Origin of the sequence: Pseudomonas sp. CCI1.1 (assembly GCF_034348165.1) — a bacterium.
Taxonomy (GTDB): domain Bacteria; phylum Pseudomonadota; class Gammaproteobacteria; order Pseudomonadales; family Pseudomonadaceae; genus Aquipseudomonas; species Aquipseudomonas paracarnis.
On record NZ_CP133780.1, the window covers coordinates 1,162,016 to 1,175,707 of the forward strand.

Sequence of the window (13,692 nt, forward strand, 5' to 3'; positions counted from 1 at the left end):
TCGAGCGATGCCCGTCCAGGGAGGGATGGCCGAGCTCGATTCTCCAGAAGGTAGCTGGTGACACGAGTGTTGAGCCCACCCAACTAGGGTGACGGAAATTTCTGGGGTTCCGGCTTACATCCCCTACGTGCTGCCATTCACCGTTTTCCTGAAACTCAAGGACATCGGTGGAAACGTGCTGCCACCCTACGATGAGGAGTTCGTCGAGGTGGACATGGCTGATGAGCAAGCCGCGGCATACGCCAGGCTGGCTGCAACCCTGACAGCTGAACTGAGACAGGCACTGGCTCGTAGGGACACAACGCTTCTAGGCGTTGTGTTGAACGTCCTATTGGCATGGCCCGACTGTTGTTTCCGGGCCGAAACAGTGAAGCATCCTCGCTCCAAGGCCCTGTTGGCATTTGTGCCAACGATCTTTCCTGATGGAGAGCTGATGCCCAAGGAGCGAAAGCTGCTTGAGCTCTGTCGGGAGGAAAAAGCCAAGGGGCGCAGGGTTCTGGCCTACTCGGTATACACGGGAACGCGTGACACAACCTCGCGATTGAAGGCCATCCTCGAACAGGGCGGCTTGAAGGTCGCGGTGTTGCGCGCATCGGTAGACACGGCTCGCCGTGAAGACTGGATCCTCGACCAGGTGGATAAAGGCGTTGACGTGTTGATCACAAATCCCGAGCTGGTAAAGACGGGTTTGGATCTTCTGGACTTTCCAACCATCTGCTTCATGCAGACGGGCTGGAACGTCTACACGCTACAGCAGGCTGCGCGCCGGTCTTGGCGGATCGGACAAAAGCAGGCGGTACGGGTGGTGTTTCTGGGCTACGCCAAAACATCGCAGATCGCTTGCCTGGAGCTGATGGCCAAGAAGATCGCAGTAGCGCAATCCACGTCTGGTGACGTGCCTGAGTCTGGGCTCGATTCGCTGAACCAGGATGGCGATTCGGTTGAAATGGCGTTGGCCAGGCAACTGGTAGCTTGTTAAGTCATCGTTATAGCTAGCCCCCGTAAGGGGGCTTTTTTTTGATATGTCGGAAGGACTTGTAGGGTACCTTGAGGCGAACCTAAGAGTAGGCAATGCGCTAAGGTCGAGATTTGGGCTGAGCAGTTCAAGCCGTATGGCTAAGGAAAACGTGATGGTCGATCTACTAAGCAGGGTACGGATCGCCGCTAGGCGATACCGTGACGCCAATCCCGAGCGCCAAGGAGGCATTGTGCTGGTTTTTCAGGACAAGGTTTACGGCTGGAAAAACTGCTTGCGAGATGCGGGTCACGAGCAGCCTGGCGCTTATGCAGTGGACGAAGACGGTCACGTTTTCATTGCAGAAGGCGGCAATGAGTACGACGGAGCCAAATGCTGGGTCGCTGTCGGCACCTCAAACTGATCATGGAAAACGGCAAGGCTCTAGCCCTGCATCTGTAGGGCCGGGGCTGTAGGAGTGAAGCGATCTTCGCTTCATTGAATCGAGGGCTCGGTATGCAGCACAAAGGCGATTTGATAGTCAACGATCAGAGAGAAACCACCGGCCAGATTACCGGGACGACCTATGTCAAAGCTGGTGGGCTACTAATTGCCCATGGCCAGCTTGCTGGTGGGCTGATCATTGTTGGCGCTGATGGAAAATTGACCCACCCTGCCGATTGAAATTTGACCCAGGGCGGATTGCTGATTTTGTTACCAGCAACTGTGGATAAGTCTACCAGCGCAGCTGCTGTTGCCCCCACTCCTTCGCTAGCCCAGTTCAGTTGTTTAAGACCTGCCACACGCAGCCATGTAGCAGGCCGTCGTCGCCATGAAATCAGAACGGCTCATCGTCCTCCGGTTCCTGGCTGCCCTTACGCTTTCGCTCCCGTGATTTGATCTTGGCCTGGGCCGCCAAGCTACTGACTGCCACATCGCCACCAACTGCGCCCGCAGAGCCCCGGTGCGGTTGGATTTACCTTACAACATTGTAATGAAGTTTTTCGAAACGGGCTCGGTAGGAGCGTGTCATAATTCAGTGCCTGCTAACAGGCTGATGAGCCGTATCGGTCAGTAGGCACCGACGACATACAACTATCGAACCCTGGAGAACGCAATGACAAACTCAATGTTCGCTTCCTGTATCCAAGCTTGTTCGAACTGTGCCCTTGTGTGCGAAACGTGCGCCTCTGCTTGCCTGCGTGAGGATGACGTAAAAATGATGGCACGCTGCATCGAGCTTGACCGCGACTGCGCGGACATTTGTAGGTTGGCCGCCATACTGATGAGTCGCGAAAGTGATTACGCTAAAGAATTTTGTGCCCTTTGCGCCAAGATCTGCCGTGCATGCGGAGAGGAATGCGCGAAACATCAAGTGGATCACTGCCAAGAGTGTGCCAAAGCGTGCATGAAGTGCGCTGAAGAATGCGAGCGCATGGCTGCGTAACATTCGCGACTTGCTGCTCTGGCAAAGCTCGTCATCTCGTTGCCAGAGCAGCTTCGCCGGAATGACCTTATATCCCAGCATGTGCAGTTGAAGCTAAGCCAGCTGACTTGCTAGCAGAAAAGGCCTAGATATCCGCTGGCCGAGCTCACCCAAACCGTAAGCGTTCATTCCACGACGTACTGGACTTACTTTACGTCCCGAAGGGGCCTTAGCAATTCCGGTGAGACCTTGTACTGTTTCGTGCCGTTCTCGGCCAGGACGATCACGCTCTTGCGGTTGATCTTGGTGACGATCCCCATAGTCAAGCCAGTTCGGCTTTCGAAGGTCACCTTCAGCCCCACGTGCAGCCGACTCAGCGCCTGCAGGTTTTCTTGATCTTGCAGTTCATCAATGCGCCGGCAGATCATTCGGTTCAGCTCCAATAGCTGATCGATGCTCATGTCTTCAATGCGCATGGAGGGTGCCCTTTGGCTGTGCGGTCTGTCGATCAGAATGGCGCGGATCGATCAGCGAGCGTAACGGATTATCGGCGAACCGGGTCTTCCAGAGCCGAGGCGTCAGGTCAGCGACCTTGCTGGCCGGGTGCTGACTGATGCGCTGCAGCACGTCCACCAGATAGGTGTACGGGTTGATGTCGTGCAGTTTGCACGTAGTGATCAGGCTCTGGATGATGCCCACGTGTTCCGCGCCGAGTTCAGTCCAGCAGAACAGCCAGTTCTTGCGTCCCATGGGAATGGGGCGCAGGGCCCGTTCCAGGTGGTTGGTGTCTGGCTGGACGTCTGGGTCTTCCAGGAAGACGGTCAGGCTGGCTTCACGGCTGAGCACGTAGTTCAGTGCTTTGGTCAATAAATCACTGGGCAGCAGACCGCCCTGTGCCAGTTGATCCCGGCACCATTGGAAGAAGTCGCTGACCACCGGCTTTGAGTGGAGCAGCCGGTACTGGCGTTTCTTTTCGCCGGTCAGTTGCTGGACGCGGATCTCTTCTTCGTTGGTGTATAGCTTGGCAATCTGCTGAAGGGCTTCGGTGGCAGTTATCGGGTGGTCCTTCTGCGCCTCAATGAAGTAACGACGACTGTGCACCCAGCACTGCGCGTGGATGATGTTCTGCTGTGCGGCGGCATAGCGGGCATAAGCAGCATAGCCGTCACTGATCAGAGTTCCGCTGAACTGTTCGTTCAGTACCTGCTCGATATGGGCTCGGCCTCGACTGTTCGAGTAAGTGAACACCACTTCATCGGCATCGCCGTATAACGGCCAGAACCAGCCGGATTTCATCTTGCCTTTTTGTGGGCCTGCCCGACCCTGGTGGCCAGCTTTAATCGGCGTCTCATCCATCGCCAACACCCGGCTGCGCAGAACATTGTCGGTCTGGGCATCCACGATCGGCCGCAGCAGATCAATAGATGGGGTTTGGGGAGCAATGGAACCAAAAACCAACGTAAGCCCGACTAGCTCCGTTCAGAGCCCTCTTCCCAGGCATCCGACTCGATAAAACCATTGCGCAACTTGACCACCCATTGGCGCCGTTATTGACCAGCCGGCTGCATTCTTGACCAGTTATTTGCATTCGGAGTGACCAGGAGGGGGGCAATAGAGAAAACGGAAAAAATCGTACGCTAAGGCCAAGCGTGTTTTGCTAATGAACTGTGCTAGCAGACAAAACCAGCGGCTAGCACAACATCGATTACTTGCATTGCGACACCCAGTACGAATTGCACGGTACTCCAGTCGTTTTGGGCAGCTATAAAATCGAATTTCGTTATCGAAGTTCGATTATTATGGATTAATCTGTGGAAAATCAGGTAGGCCAACGCATGACTAATACCTCCACCGATGACCGCAGCCCATGGTCGGTTTTTCTTATTTTTCTACGACTTGGATTGACCTCCTTCGGCGGCCCCATCGTGCACTTAGGCTATTTCCGTGACGAGTTCGTCACACGACGGCGCTGGTTGTCTGAACGCAGCTATGCTGATTTAGTGGCGCTGTGCCAATTTCTTCCAGGCCCAGCAAGCAGCCAGGTCGGCATAGCGTTGGGGCTATCACGGGCTGGATATAGCGGGGCGCTGGCTGCTTGGACAGGCTTTACGCTGCCTTCGGCCGTAGCTTTAATCCTGTTCGCGCTGGGCATTTCCAACTATGGGGATTCCGTTTCGCCGGGCGCGTTGCATGGCCTAAAAGTGGTGGCCGTTGCCGTAGTCGCCCAAGCGGTATGGGGCATGGCGCGCAACCTGTGTACGGATGGGCTGAGAGTCACAATAATGGCGATTGCCGCCTGTGCTGTCCTGCTCGTACCGTCCGCGTGGGGGCAGGTTGGTGTGATTGCTGCCGCAGGCATCATAGGCCGACTATTGTTCAAGCCAGCACATACTGTTGAGCACGACCCACTACCTATCACGGTCAGTCACCGGGCCGGCGCACTTTGGCTATCGTTATTTTTTGCCCTGCTGATTGGCCTACCGATCTTGGCAAAATTGCTGCCAAGTCCAACGATGGTGGTAGTGGACGCCTTCTATCGTGTGGGGTCACTAGTGTTCGGTGGTGGCCACGTTGTGTTGCCGCTGCTGCAAGCCGAAGTGGTGTCCTCCGGCTGGGTCAGTAATGAATCCTTCCTCGCGGGGTACGGGGCGGCTCAAGCGGTGCCCGGCCCATTGTTCACATTCGCCGCGTTCCTTGGTGCTTCGATGAGCACCGCTCCCTCTGGCTGGGTCGGCGGTATTGTGTGCCTACTGGCTATCTTCGCACCCTCTTTTCTGCTGGTTGTGGGAGCCATGCCATTTTGGGAGCGTCTGCGTCGCAATACAGGCATGCAAGCCGCGCTGGCTGGGGTCAATGCGGCGGTGGTTGGCCTGCTGCTGGCCGCGTTCTATCACCCTGTATGGACTAGCGCCATATTTCAGCCGCAAGACTTTGTCTTGGCCCTGGTCGCCCTTGTCGCACTGATGTTCTGGAAGCTCCCGCCGTGGCTAGTTGTCGTCGGCAGCGGTGCAGCGGGTTGGCTGTTGAGTATCGCGCTGTGAGGCACGAAAAATGACAGATAAAGACCTGTACGGCGGGTTGATCCGCCTGCACATACTTCACCATGCAGCCGAGAAGCCCGTCTTCGGACTGGGAATCATCGAAGAACTGCAACGACACGGCTACGAGCTGAGCGCCGGGACGGTATACCCAATGCTGCACGGGCTGGAAAAGAAGGGCTATTTGACCTCACGCCACGAACGCACCGGGCGACGTGAACGGCGTGTCTATGAGATCACTGAGCAAGGCCAAGTTGCGCTGGTCGAGGCACGTGCAAAGGTTAAGGAACTGTTCGGCGAGTTGATCGAAGGTTGCTGAGTTTACGGCTTCAACTCGGCGTCAGGCGGTTCACTGGCACCGCGTCAGACTAGGGCCGCTTTCTGCATTTTCTGACGCCAAGGCGTCAATCTCTATGGCCTCAACCTGACAGGCCGAATGCTTAGCGTACGATTTTTTCCGATTTCTCTATCGACCCCAGGAGGATCTGAATTGATCTCTCCACCATGTGTACACTGCCTGACAGCGGAGTTCGTCGCGGTTTAATCTAGAAAGACTTGCCCTAGGGAGATCAGCACGGCTGGAAGAACTGACCCAAACGAGGCAGCAGGTCGCATTTGACGATATCTTCACTGTATACTTTATCGCTCAGCCATACCTCTTGAGCTACAGGAACACCAGCATGACTGTACTCCAAACGATCTACTGGCAGCCTACGCCGCCTTAGCGCTACGCCCCCTCGCAACATCTCGCTTCCGCTAGTTTCGCTCGCGGTCGCGTACTGCTGTATGCCCGGTTTTTACACCCAAGGCACACAGCCAAATAATCCTCACAACTTGAATTCGTATCGACGCGCTCGCCATCTGCCTGGTGTGCGTGTGGTGCATTGCCTTGGATATTCTGATGCTGCAATCGCTCAAACAAACGTGGTTTTCCAACGTCCGTGGAGACGTGCTCGCGGGGATCGTGGTCGCGCTCGCGCTGATCCCGGAGGCCATTGCTTTCTCTATCATTGCCGGCGTCGACCCCAAGGTCGGTCTCTACGCCTCCTTCTGTATCTGTGCTGTCATCGCCTTCGTCGGCGGTCGACCCGGCATGATCTCGGCAGCTACCGGTGCGATGGCACTGCTGATGGTCACCCTGGTAAAAGATCACGGGCTTCAGTATTTGCTGGCAGCCACCTTGCTCTGCGGGGCGCTTCAAATCCTCGCTGGATACCTGAAACTGGGCTCTCTGATGCGCTTTGTTTCGCGCTCGGTAGTCACAGGCTTTGTGAATGCATTGGCGATTCTGATTTTCATGGCGCAGTTACCTGAATTGACCAACGTGACCTGGCACGTTTACGCCATGACCGTAGTGGGCCTCGGAATAATCTATCTGTTTCCGTATGTACCGAAGATCGGCAAGCTGATTCCCTCGCCGCTGGTGTGCATCCTGGCCCTGACGGCCATTGCTATTTACCTCGGTCTGGATATCCGCACTGTGGGTGACATGGGCGAACTGCCGGACACGCTGCCGATTTTCCTGTGGCCTGAAGTCCCGCTGAACGTTGAAACTCTGCGCATCATCTTCCCGTACTCAGCCGCCTTGGCCGTAGTAGGTCTGCTTGAGTCCATGATGACCGCGACCATCGTCGACGATTTGACCGATACCACCAGCAACAAAAACCGTGAATGCAAGGGTCAAGGCATTGCCAACATCGCTGCCGGGATGCTCGGCGGTATGGCAGGCTGCGCCATGATCGGCCAGTCGATCATCAACGTGAAATCCGGTGGACGTACCCGTCTCTCCACATTGTGCGCGGGCATTTTCTTGCTGCTGATGGTCGTTTTCCTCGGCGAATGGCTCTCCAAGATCCCGATGGCTGCATTGGTTGCTGTGATGATCATGGTATCCATCGGCACCTTTAGCTGGGATTCCTTGCGCAATCTGAAAGAGCACCCACTGTCGACCAACCTCGTCATGGTCGCGACCGTTGTGGTGGTCGTGGCAACGCATAATCTGGCTTACGGCGTGTTGGTCGGCGTACTGCTGGCTTCGTTGTTCTTTGCGAACAAGGTCGGACATTACCTCGATATCAAGAGCAGTCTTGAAGAGACGGAGTCGCATCGGACTTACCGCGTGGTAGGCCAGGTGTTCTTCAGCTCGGCAGACAAGTTCACCGAAGTTTTTGACTTCAAGGAAGCGCTCAACAAGGTCACCATCGATCTGACACAGGCGCATTTCTGGGATATCACCGCCGTCGCCGCGCTGGATAAAGTGGTAATCAAGTTCCGTCGCGAGGGCGCCGAGGTTGAAGTGCTGGGTCTAAATGAGGCCAGCGCCACAATCGTTGACCGCTTTGGCGTGCATGACAAACCTGGCGCCATCGACAAGCTCATGAGCCACTAAGGAGATCGACAATGACCCACGTAATGGCATGTATTGATAACTCACAATCCTCATTGGCGGTCTGCGACTACGCAGCATGGGCGTCGCAGCGACTCAACGCGCCTCTTACCTTGCTTCACGTATTGGATGAAGAGAAATACCCAGCAGCAGCTGACCTAAGTGGAAATATTGGTCTCGGCAGTCGAGAGCATCTGCTGGAGGAGCTGGCTACATTGGATGCCCAATGCGCCAGACTCGCTCTGGAACAGGGCCAACACATGCTGGAAAAGGCCAGGGAGCGAACGGTCATTTCCGGCGCTGCGTTTCCTGAGCTGAAGCAGCGCCACGGACACTTGGTAGAAAGTCTGAGCGACCTTCAGGAGGATATTCGACTGTTGGTGATAGGAAGAGTGGGTGAAGACAACTCACGCAACGCGCACAGCCTTGGCAGCCAGATAGAAGCTGTAGTGCGAACAATTCACCGGCCTATCCTGATCACAGCCAACAGCTATAAAAAGCCCGAAAAGGTGATGCTCGCATTTGACGGCAGCTCCACAGCCTACAAAACCATCCAAATGTTTGCCGCCAGTTCGCTTTGCAAAGACTTGCCCATTCATCTTGTTACGGTCGGTGCAGATTCGGTGAGCAATCACGAGGCACTGGGAAAAGCACAAAGCATGCTTCTCTCGGCTGGCTTCCTAGTCCAAGCTGAAATCAGACAAGGTGAGGTGGAGTCGGCTCTGCACGATTATCAGACAGAGCACGGCATTGATCTGCTGGTCATGGGTGCCTATGGGCATTCACGCATCAGGCAGTTTTTGGTAGGAAGCACGACTACGACGATGCTTCGAACAGCCACCATGCCTGTATTGCTGCTGCGCTGAGATAACTCTCTAAGCCACAGTGTTTCTACTTATTGAGAAATGCTGTGGTCAATCCCATCTAAGCTATCTGACAACATAGCCCACTGAGTTCGACCTGCGCACCTAAATATCGTCGTCTGGATTACGCAGTGGCCGTAGCTCACCTCGGGCGACCTCTTCTGGTACCGCGAAGGAGTACCGTCCCAACATATTGATGTGCTCGAAGATCAGCGGCGACAAACGAGCCAGGTCTTCGTCCTGTACCGGGTAGCCGTGCTGCTTTAACCGCTCCACGGCAGCCGTCATGTAGAGGGTATTCCATAGCACAATGATATTTACCACCAGGCCCAGGGCACCGAGTTGATCCTCCTGGCCTTCTCGGTAGCGCTGGCGAAGCTCGCCTCGTTTGCCATGGAACACGGCGCGAGCCAGGCTGTGTCGGCCTTCGCCGCGATTCAGTTGGGTCAGGGTGGCGCGGCGCTTGGACTCATCATCAATGTAGGTCAACGTATGCAGGGTTTTCTCGATCCGTCCGAACTCTGCCAACGCCTGGGCCAGACGGGTCGGACGATCTCCCGTTTGTAGGGTGCGCATGATGCCTGTCGCCGGCACTCGGCCAAGTTTGAGTGAGCCAGCCAAACGCAACAGGTCATCCCAGTGCTCGGCGATCAGGTCGAGCTTGACTGACTGGCGAGCAAGTCCGTTGAGCTTGCCGTAATCCGCGTCCGGGCGGGTGCGCCAGAAGCGGGTACCGCCGACATCAGCCAGGCGCGGGCAGAAGTGATAACCGAGCAGACGGAATAACCCGAACACCACATCGCTGTAAGCACCGGTATCGGTCATGATTTGTGTGGGCTGCAATTCGGTCTGTTGTTCCAGCACAACCGCGAGCAATACTAGGCTGTCGCGCAGGGTGCCGGGCACCGTAATGGCGTTAAGACCGGAAAACTGGTCGGAGATCAGGTTGTACCAGGTGACGCCCCGGCCGGTACCGAAATACTTCGGGTTAGGGCCGGCATGTACGGTACGCACAGGTACGACAAAACGCATGCCATCGGCGGAGGCCACCTCGCCGCCGCCCCAGACCTGAGCCAGCTCCAGTTGACTCTGCGCAGCCACCAAAATGGCATTGGCTGCCGACAGGGTATCGTCACGGAGATAGTTCTGGCTCACCCAGGACATTCGGTCACGGCGCAGCGCTTGGTTGTCGTTGCGAGTCAAGGGCTCCAGGCCGGTGTTACAGGCTCCTCCCAAGAGCACTGCGCACAAACTCGTCACCAAGTTGTCGGCCCGCGCATTGCGTTCGGACACATGGGTGAAGGCTTCAGTGAAGCCGGTACGAGCGGCGATTTCTAACAGGATTTCCGGCAAATCGACACGCGGCATCAAGTCGGCCACGGCTGCACGCAGTTGCAGCAACGAGTTGGGCTCTTCCAGCTTCTCCAGCGCTCCGAGGGACAGCTCGGTTTTGCCCTCTGTATTCTCACTCAACTGGATCGCAGGATTGTCGGGCAGGCGAGCGGCGACTGCGTACCAAGTCGCATCCAGCTCGGCAGACAAGGCGTCCAAGGTGGTTTTGGCGTTCACAGTCAGGCCCAGTGAGCGACAGATGATCGGTCGCGCCGACAGCCATTCTGCACCATCGAGCAGACCGATACGCGGGTCGGCATAGCGCCAACTGGGTGCAACAAAGACATCGCGGCGGCGTAGGGCCGTGCGTAGTGCATCAAGCGTGCAGAAGACATAGGCGCCCATGTCGAGGGAGCCATCTTCGCGAGTGATGTGGTTCTGCCAAGCCTTGGCCACGATCTCCTGCGGCACGTCATCCTCCGGCTTCCTGCGAGGCAAGTTCAGTTGCAACCAGTCCAAACTAGCCGCCACACCCTTACCCGCCGGGCTGAAGCCGAAGCGAATATGTTTCAATAAGTCAGGAAGGAAACGGCGCACGCTGCGGTAGCGCTCCTCCAGAGCGAGGTAAAACACATCGTTGGCCGGACGGATCAACGCATTGACCTCTTCCAGGGCTTTCTCCAGCGTGACACGTGGCAGGTCGTTGAACAGCCGGGCACGGACATTGTCATCGCTGATCGAGCTATCCAGCACGACCTTGCACGCAGCGGCGAGCATTGCCGCCGAGCGATCCAGGTCTTTTAGACTACGCAACCGAGCCTTCTTGTCAGCCTTCTCTGCGTTGTTGAAGATATCACGCAGTAGCGCTTCCAGAACTTCCAGAGCATCGTCGTGCGCACTGGCTTCCAAGGAAACCGCGAATGCCACCAACGTCGCCAACCGGCGCGACGCCGGCAGTCGATTGATGGCCGTGACCTTCGCGGTGTTGGCAAAGCGAGCCAGGGCGGCAATGCGGCTGGGAGGGATATGCGCAGCTGCCGGTAAGGCGATACCCAACCCGCGTACATCATCCAGCCGACGCAGCGCCCGAACCAGTGCAGGGCCACTGACCATCACCGGGCCGGAGCGTAGTTGATCCAGTCGGGAACTACGGTTGCCTTCGGCCACCAGAAGCAAGTCTTGTAGGTGCTGTCTTTGCTCCTCGGTCACGCTGCGGCCCAAGGTGTACCAGAGGCGTTCTTCAACCCGGCTACGCAGTTGGGCAATGAAGCGCTCTAACTGGGAAATTCCGGGCAATAGGACTTTCTGTGTGAGCAGCCATGAGGTAGCTCGTTCGAACAGCACGCCAGGACGATCAGTACCAGTCCAGCAAAGGGCATACAGCCATCGGCTCAAACGAAAGCCGATGCCTGGGTCAGTAAAGTGGCGATAGCCATAGCGCTCTTGAATATCGGCCGCATGTATCCAGCGACGATGATCGCTATAACGTACAAGACAGTCAGGGTCGGCGATTGCCAATTGCCGACAAAGCACAAGCAGGACTTCCACCGGCACAGCCGTGGGTTTGTCCGGCAAAACACCGACGAAGCGAACGGTAGTCAGCAGAACGGCATAGCCCAAGCGGTTATGGTTGCCCCGTAGTACCTGGACGGCTTCACGGTCTTCATCGCTCAGGTGGAAGTAGCGCTCCAGTTCATCACGGCTGGGCGCATCGATGTAGCGACCAAAGCCGTCGCGTTGCTCCTGAGTCAGAAAACCAACCGGCATCGATCACAGTACCTCGGCGCAGAACACGGCGGGGGTGACAATCCGCGTGCGTTCGATATGTCCGCGCTGCAAGAGGCCTGCGCGTCGATCACCGGTTACTAGGTAGTCCGCATTGCCCGCCAAAGCCATGGCCAGCAGAAAAGAGTCATCCGGATCATCGGCTTCAACCTCAATGGTCAACCGCTCCAATACCACGGCGCGTTGCAGGTTATTGATCATGGCCCCCACTTTGGCAGGCTGAAGGATGGCCTGAAGCTTGGGGTAACGACTGGCGCGACGAATTTCGTCGAGCTGTGCCCGTGAAGTCACCACCTCGAAGCGAGCTGAACGCCAGGCCCGATAGATCGCATCAGGAGACCCATGCGGTGAGATCAGCGCACTGAACAGAATGTTGGTATCCAATACAACCCGCATCAGCGCTTACGCGCCCAGTCGAGCGCTTCTTCAACCGCTTCGGTCAGTTCGGCCTCACTCAGATGGGCATTGGAAACCTTGGCCTGTTCGGCGCTCAGCTCCAGGATGTGTGCCCGCACCGCTTCTTCGATGAAGCGCGACAGGTCGCCCTTACGGCCACCGCCTTGGCTGGCCAGAAACATGCGAAGCGATTGGTCGGTGTCGGTGGAGACGGCGACGTTCCAGCGAGTGGTATTCATGACTTTTTCCAATGTTAGGTGTTTATGTGTTTATACACTCGATCCTCACTGCGCCGCAACGGTTCGATAAAACCCTCGTTTTATAGAACTTTAACGGAAGACCTGCCCAGCTCCGAGTTAGCCCATATTATGGTTTTAAATACTGGTATCGTTAATCAAGGTTCTATTTTCAATTTCTCTGTTGAGTAAACGGTACTTTTGATGAAAATTGGCTATGCGCGGGTGAGTACTCGGGATCAGAACGCCGACCTCCAGATCGATGCTCTGACAAAGGCAGGGTGCGAGCGGATCTATCAAGACGTTGCCAGCGGCTCAAAAAGCGCACGTCCGGAACTGGACAAATTATTGGTTCATGTACGGGCCGGTGATGCTGTGGTGATTTGGAAGCTGGATCGTCTAGGGCGCTCGCTCAAGCACCTGGTCGAACTGGTCGGTGAATTGGCCGCTCGTAACGTTGGCCTGCAAAGTCTGAATGACCCCATCGATACCACCCACGCGCAAGGCCGCTTTGTGTTCAACCTGTTCGCTTCATTGGCAGAGTTCGAACGTGAGTTGATTCGTGAGCGCACACAGGCAGGCTTGTCCGCTGCACGGTCACGTGGTCGAGTCGGTGGCCGCCCGAAGGGGCTGCCCGCTCAGGCGGAAGCGACCGCTATGGCCGCAGAAACGCTGTACCGAGAGGGTCGGTTAAGTGTGAGCGCCATTGGCAAGAAACTGCACATTTCCAAAAGCACGCTTTACCGCTACCTCCGGCATCGCGGCATAACGATCGGCGTACCCGCAAAAATCACCCAGCATCTCAACATCACGGTCCCACCGGCAGTGGACAATGCCGAACGGATCGCGACGGTCATATTGCGCCTGGCCGTCGAGAACAACAGCAAGTTCGTGCGTGGTAAAAAACGGGCACTGGAGAATATCGAGCGTTACTGCCTGGAACCTTACGGCATGAAGCTGCTTGAGTCGGGCAACTACGCGCTGAGCATTCCCTATCGCAACGATGAGGCACTGGATAAGACGGTACATGATCTGCTGACCGAGATCAGCCAAGAGGCCGAGATGCGTAATTGCTTTATCGAGGCAGATGCTTGGGAAGAGGGCTCTGAGCGGAGGTGGTAGGGCTTATGTTGGTTTTTGGTTCCATTGCTCCCCAAACCCCAACATCAATGGTACGGACAGTCCAATAAACCTTCGTTTGATAGACGCCTCTGGCGAGGTGTGCTGGGTGCACTCCTGGAAGGATTGAGCTACAATGTAGCTCATCAATCTGGA

General features: G+C 56.2%; 12 protein-coding genes and 3 pseudogenes. 9 read left to right on the forward strand and 6 right to left on the reverse strand.

The genetic code is table 11. The annotated features are described in order from the left end of the window. Window positions 1-124: 124 nt before the first annotated feature. From RHM69_RS05000 to RHM69_RS05010, 3 genes and pseudogenes are all read left to right on the forward strand, one after another. A pseudogene (locus RHM69_RS05000) lies at window positions 125-979 on the forward strand (helicase-related protein); the annotation flags it as partial. 151 nt (window positions 980-1,130) lie between these two features. Next, window positions 1,131-1,379 (forward strand): hypothetical protein, encoded by a 249-nt coding sequence (locus tag RHM69_RS05005; RefSeq protein ID WP_020302556.1) that lies wholly within the window; start codon window positions 1,131-1,133, stop codon window positions 1,377-1,379. Window positions 1,380-1,471: 92 nt separating this feature from the next. Further along, window positions 1,472-1,639: a hypothetical protein gene (locus tag RHM69_RS05010; protein WP_020302555.1), complete on the forward strand. Its 168-nt coding sequence runs from the start codon at window positions 1,472-1,474 to the stop codon at window positions 1,637-1,639. 154 nt (window positions 1,640-1,793) lie between these two features. Here the strand turns inward: RHM69_RS05010 and RHM69_RS05015 are convergent. Further along, a pseudogene (locus RHM69_RS05015) lies at window positions 1,794-1,880 on the reverse strand (AAA family ATPase); the annotation flags it as partial. 192 nt (window positions 1,881-2,072) lie between these two features. Here RHM69_RS05015 and RHM69_RS05020 point away from each other — a divergent pair. Beyond that, window positions 2,073-2,402, forward strand: a complete 330-nt coding sequence (locus tag RHM69_RS05020; protein ID WP_032489165.1) for a four-helix bundle copper-binding protein — start codon at window positions 2,073-2,075, stop codon at window positions 2,400-2,402. Between the two features lie 185 nt (window positions 2,403-2,587). Here the strand turns inward: RHM69_RS05020 and RHM69_RS05025 are convergent, their stop codons facing one another. Beyond that, the gene (locus RHM69_RS05025; protein WP_003458515.1) at window positions 2,588-2,857 is read right to left on the reverse strand and encodes a hypothetical protein; all 270 of its coding nucleotides are present in this window, start codon (window positions 2,855-2,857) and stop codon (window positions 2,588-2,590) included. Then, window positions 2,847-3,848: pseudogene (gene tnpC / locus RHM69_RS05030) on the reverse strand (IS66 family transposase); the annotation flags it as partial. The gene RHM69_RS05025 and the pseudogene tnpC, both read right to left, overlap by 11 nt. Window positions 3,849-4,216: 368 nt before the next feature. On the opposite strand from tnpC, the gene chrA reads away from it, so the two are divergent. From chrA to RHM69_RS05050, 4 genes are all read left to right on the forward strand, one after another. After that, window positions 4,217-5,422 (forward strand): chromate efflux transporter, encoded by a 1,206-nt coding sequence (gene chrA / locus RHM69_RS05035; RefSeq protein ID WP_017735062.1) that lies wholly within the window; start codon window positions 4,217-4,219, stop codon window positions 5,420-5,422. A gap of 10 nt (window positions 5,423-5,432) precedes the next feature. Beyond that, window positions 5,433-5,738, forward strand: a complete 306-nt coding sequence (locus RHM69_RS05040; protein WP_017335982.1) for a PadR family transcriptional regulator — start codon at window positions 5,433-5,435, stop codon at window positions 5,736-5,738. A gap of 582 nt (window positions 5,739-6,320) precedes the next feature. Further along, window positions 6,321-7,808, forward strand: coding sequence for a SulP family inorganic anion transporter (locus RHM69_RS05045; RefSeq protein WP_017735063.1), 1,488 nt, complete (start codon window positions 6,321-6,323; stop codon window positions 7,806-7,808). Window positions 7,809-7,819: 11 nt separating this feature from the next. Beyond that, entirely contained in the window at window positions 7,820-8,671 is an 852-nt protein-coding gene (locus tag RHM69_RS05050; protein WP_020302552.1) for a universal stress protein, read from the forward strand. A gap of 102 nt (window positions 8,672-8,773) precedes the next feature. Here RHM69_RS05050 and RHM69_RS05055 read toward each other — a convergent pair whose 3' ends face one another. The 3 genes from RHM69_RS05055 to RHM69_RS05065 are packed head-to-tail and all read right to left on the reverse strand — an operon-like array spanning window position 8,774 to window position 12,420. After that, entirely contained in the window at window positions 8,774-11,767 is a 2,994-nt protein-coding gene (locus RHM69_RS05055; RefSeq protein WP_019334756.1) for a Tn3 family transposase, read from the reverse strand. A gap of 3 nt (window positions 11,768-11,770) precedes the next feature. Then, window positions 11,771-12,181 carry a putative toxin-antitoxin system toxin component, PIN family gene (locus RHM69_RS05060; protein ID WP_017335986.1) on the reverse strand — a complete coding sequence of 137 codons (411 nt, stop codon included), beginning with the start codon at window positions 12,179-12,181 and terminating at the stop codon, window positions 11,771-11,773. Beyond that, window positions 12,181-12,420 (reverse strand): ribbon-helix-helix domain-containing protein, encoded by a 240-nt coding sequence (locus RHM69_RS05065; protein WP_017335987.1) that lies wholly within the window; start codon window positions 12,418-12,420, stop codon window positions 12,181-12,183. The genes RHM69_RS05060 and RHM69_RS05065 overlap by 1 nt, the downstream gene beginning before the upstream one ends. A 201-nt stretch (window positions 12,421-12,621) precedes the next feature. Here RHM69_RS05065 and RHM69_RS05070 point away from each other — a divergent pair, with 201 nt between their 5' ends. Then, window positions 12,622-13,539, forward strand: coding sequence for a recombinase family protein (locus tag RHM69_RS05070; RefSeq protein WP_017335988.1), 918 nt, complete (start codon window positions 12,622-12,624; stop codon window positions 13,537-13,539). Window positions 13,540-13,692 lie beyond the last annotated feature (153 nt).

Excerpts from the sequence above, each read along its gene's own strand:
- RHM69_RS05055 (WP_019334756.1), bottom strand. The coding sequence starts at position 11,767 with ATGCCGGTTGGTTTTCTGACTCAGGAGCAACGCGACGGCTTTGGTCGC.
- RHM69_RS05020 (WP_032489165.1), top strand. The coding sequence starts at position 2,073 with ATGACAAACTCAATGTTCGCTTCCTGTATCCAAGCTTGTTCGAACTGT.
- RHM69_RS05010 (WP_020302555.1), top strand. The coding sequence starts at position 1,472 with ATGCAGCACAAAGGCGATTTGATAGTCAACGATCAGAGAGAAACCACC.
- RHM69_RS05065 (WP_017335987.1), bottom strand. The coding sequence starts at position 12,420 with ATGAATACCACTCGCTGGAACGTCGCCGTCTCCACCGACACCGACCAA.
- RHM69_RS05005 (WP_020302556.1), top strand. The coding sequence starts at position 1,131 with ATGGTCGATCTACTAAGCAGGGTACGGATCGCCGCTAGGCGATACCGT.
- RHM69_RS05040 (WP_017335982.1), top strand. The coding sequence starts at position 5,433 with ATGACAGATAAAGACCTGTACGGCGGGTTGATCCGCCTGCACATACTT.
- RHM69_RS05070 (WP_017335988.1), top strand. The coding sequence starts at position 12,622 with ATGAAAATTGGCTATGCGCGGGTGAGTACTCGGGATCAGAACGCCGAC.
- chrA (WP_017735062.1), top strand. The coding sequence starts at position 4,217 with ATGACTAATACCTCCACCGATGACCGCAGCCCATGGTCGGTTTTTCTT.
- RHM69_RS05025 (WP_003458515.1), bottom strand. The coding sequence starts at position 2,857 with ATGCGCATTGAAGACATGAGCATCGATCAGCTATTGGAGCTGAACCGA.
- RHM69_RS05050 (WP_020302552.1), top strand. The coding sequence starts at position 7,820 with ATGACCCACGTAATGGCATGTATTGATAACTCACAATCCTCATTGGCG.
- RHM69_RS05045 (WP_017735063.1), top strand. The coding sequence starts at position 6,321 with ATGCTGCAATCGCTCAAACAAACGTGGTTTTCCAACGTCCGTGGAGAC.
- RHM69_RS05060 (WP_017335986.1), bottom strand. The coding sequence starts at position 12,181 with ATGCGGGTTGTATTGGATACCAACATTCTGTTCAGTGCGCTGATCTCA.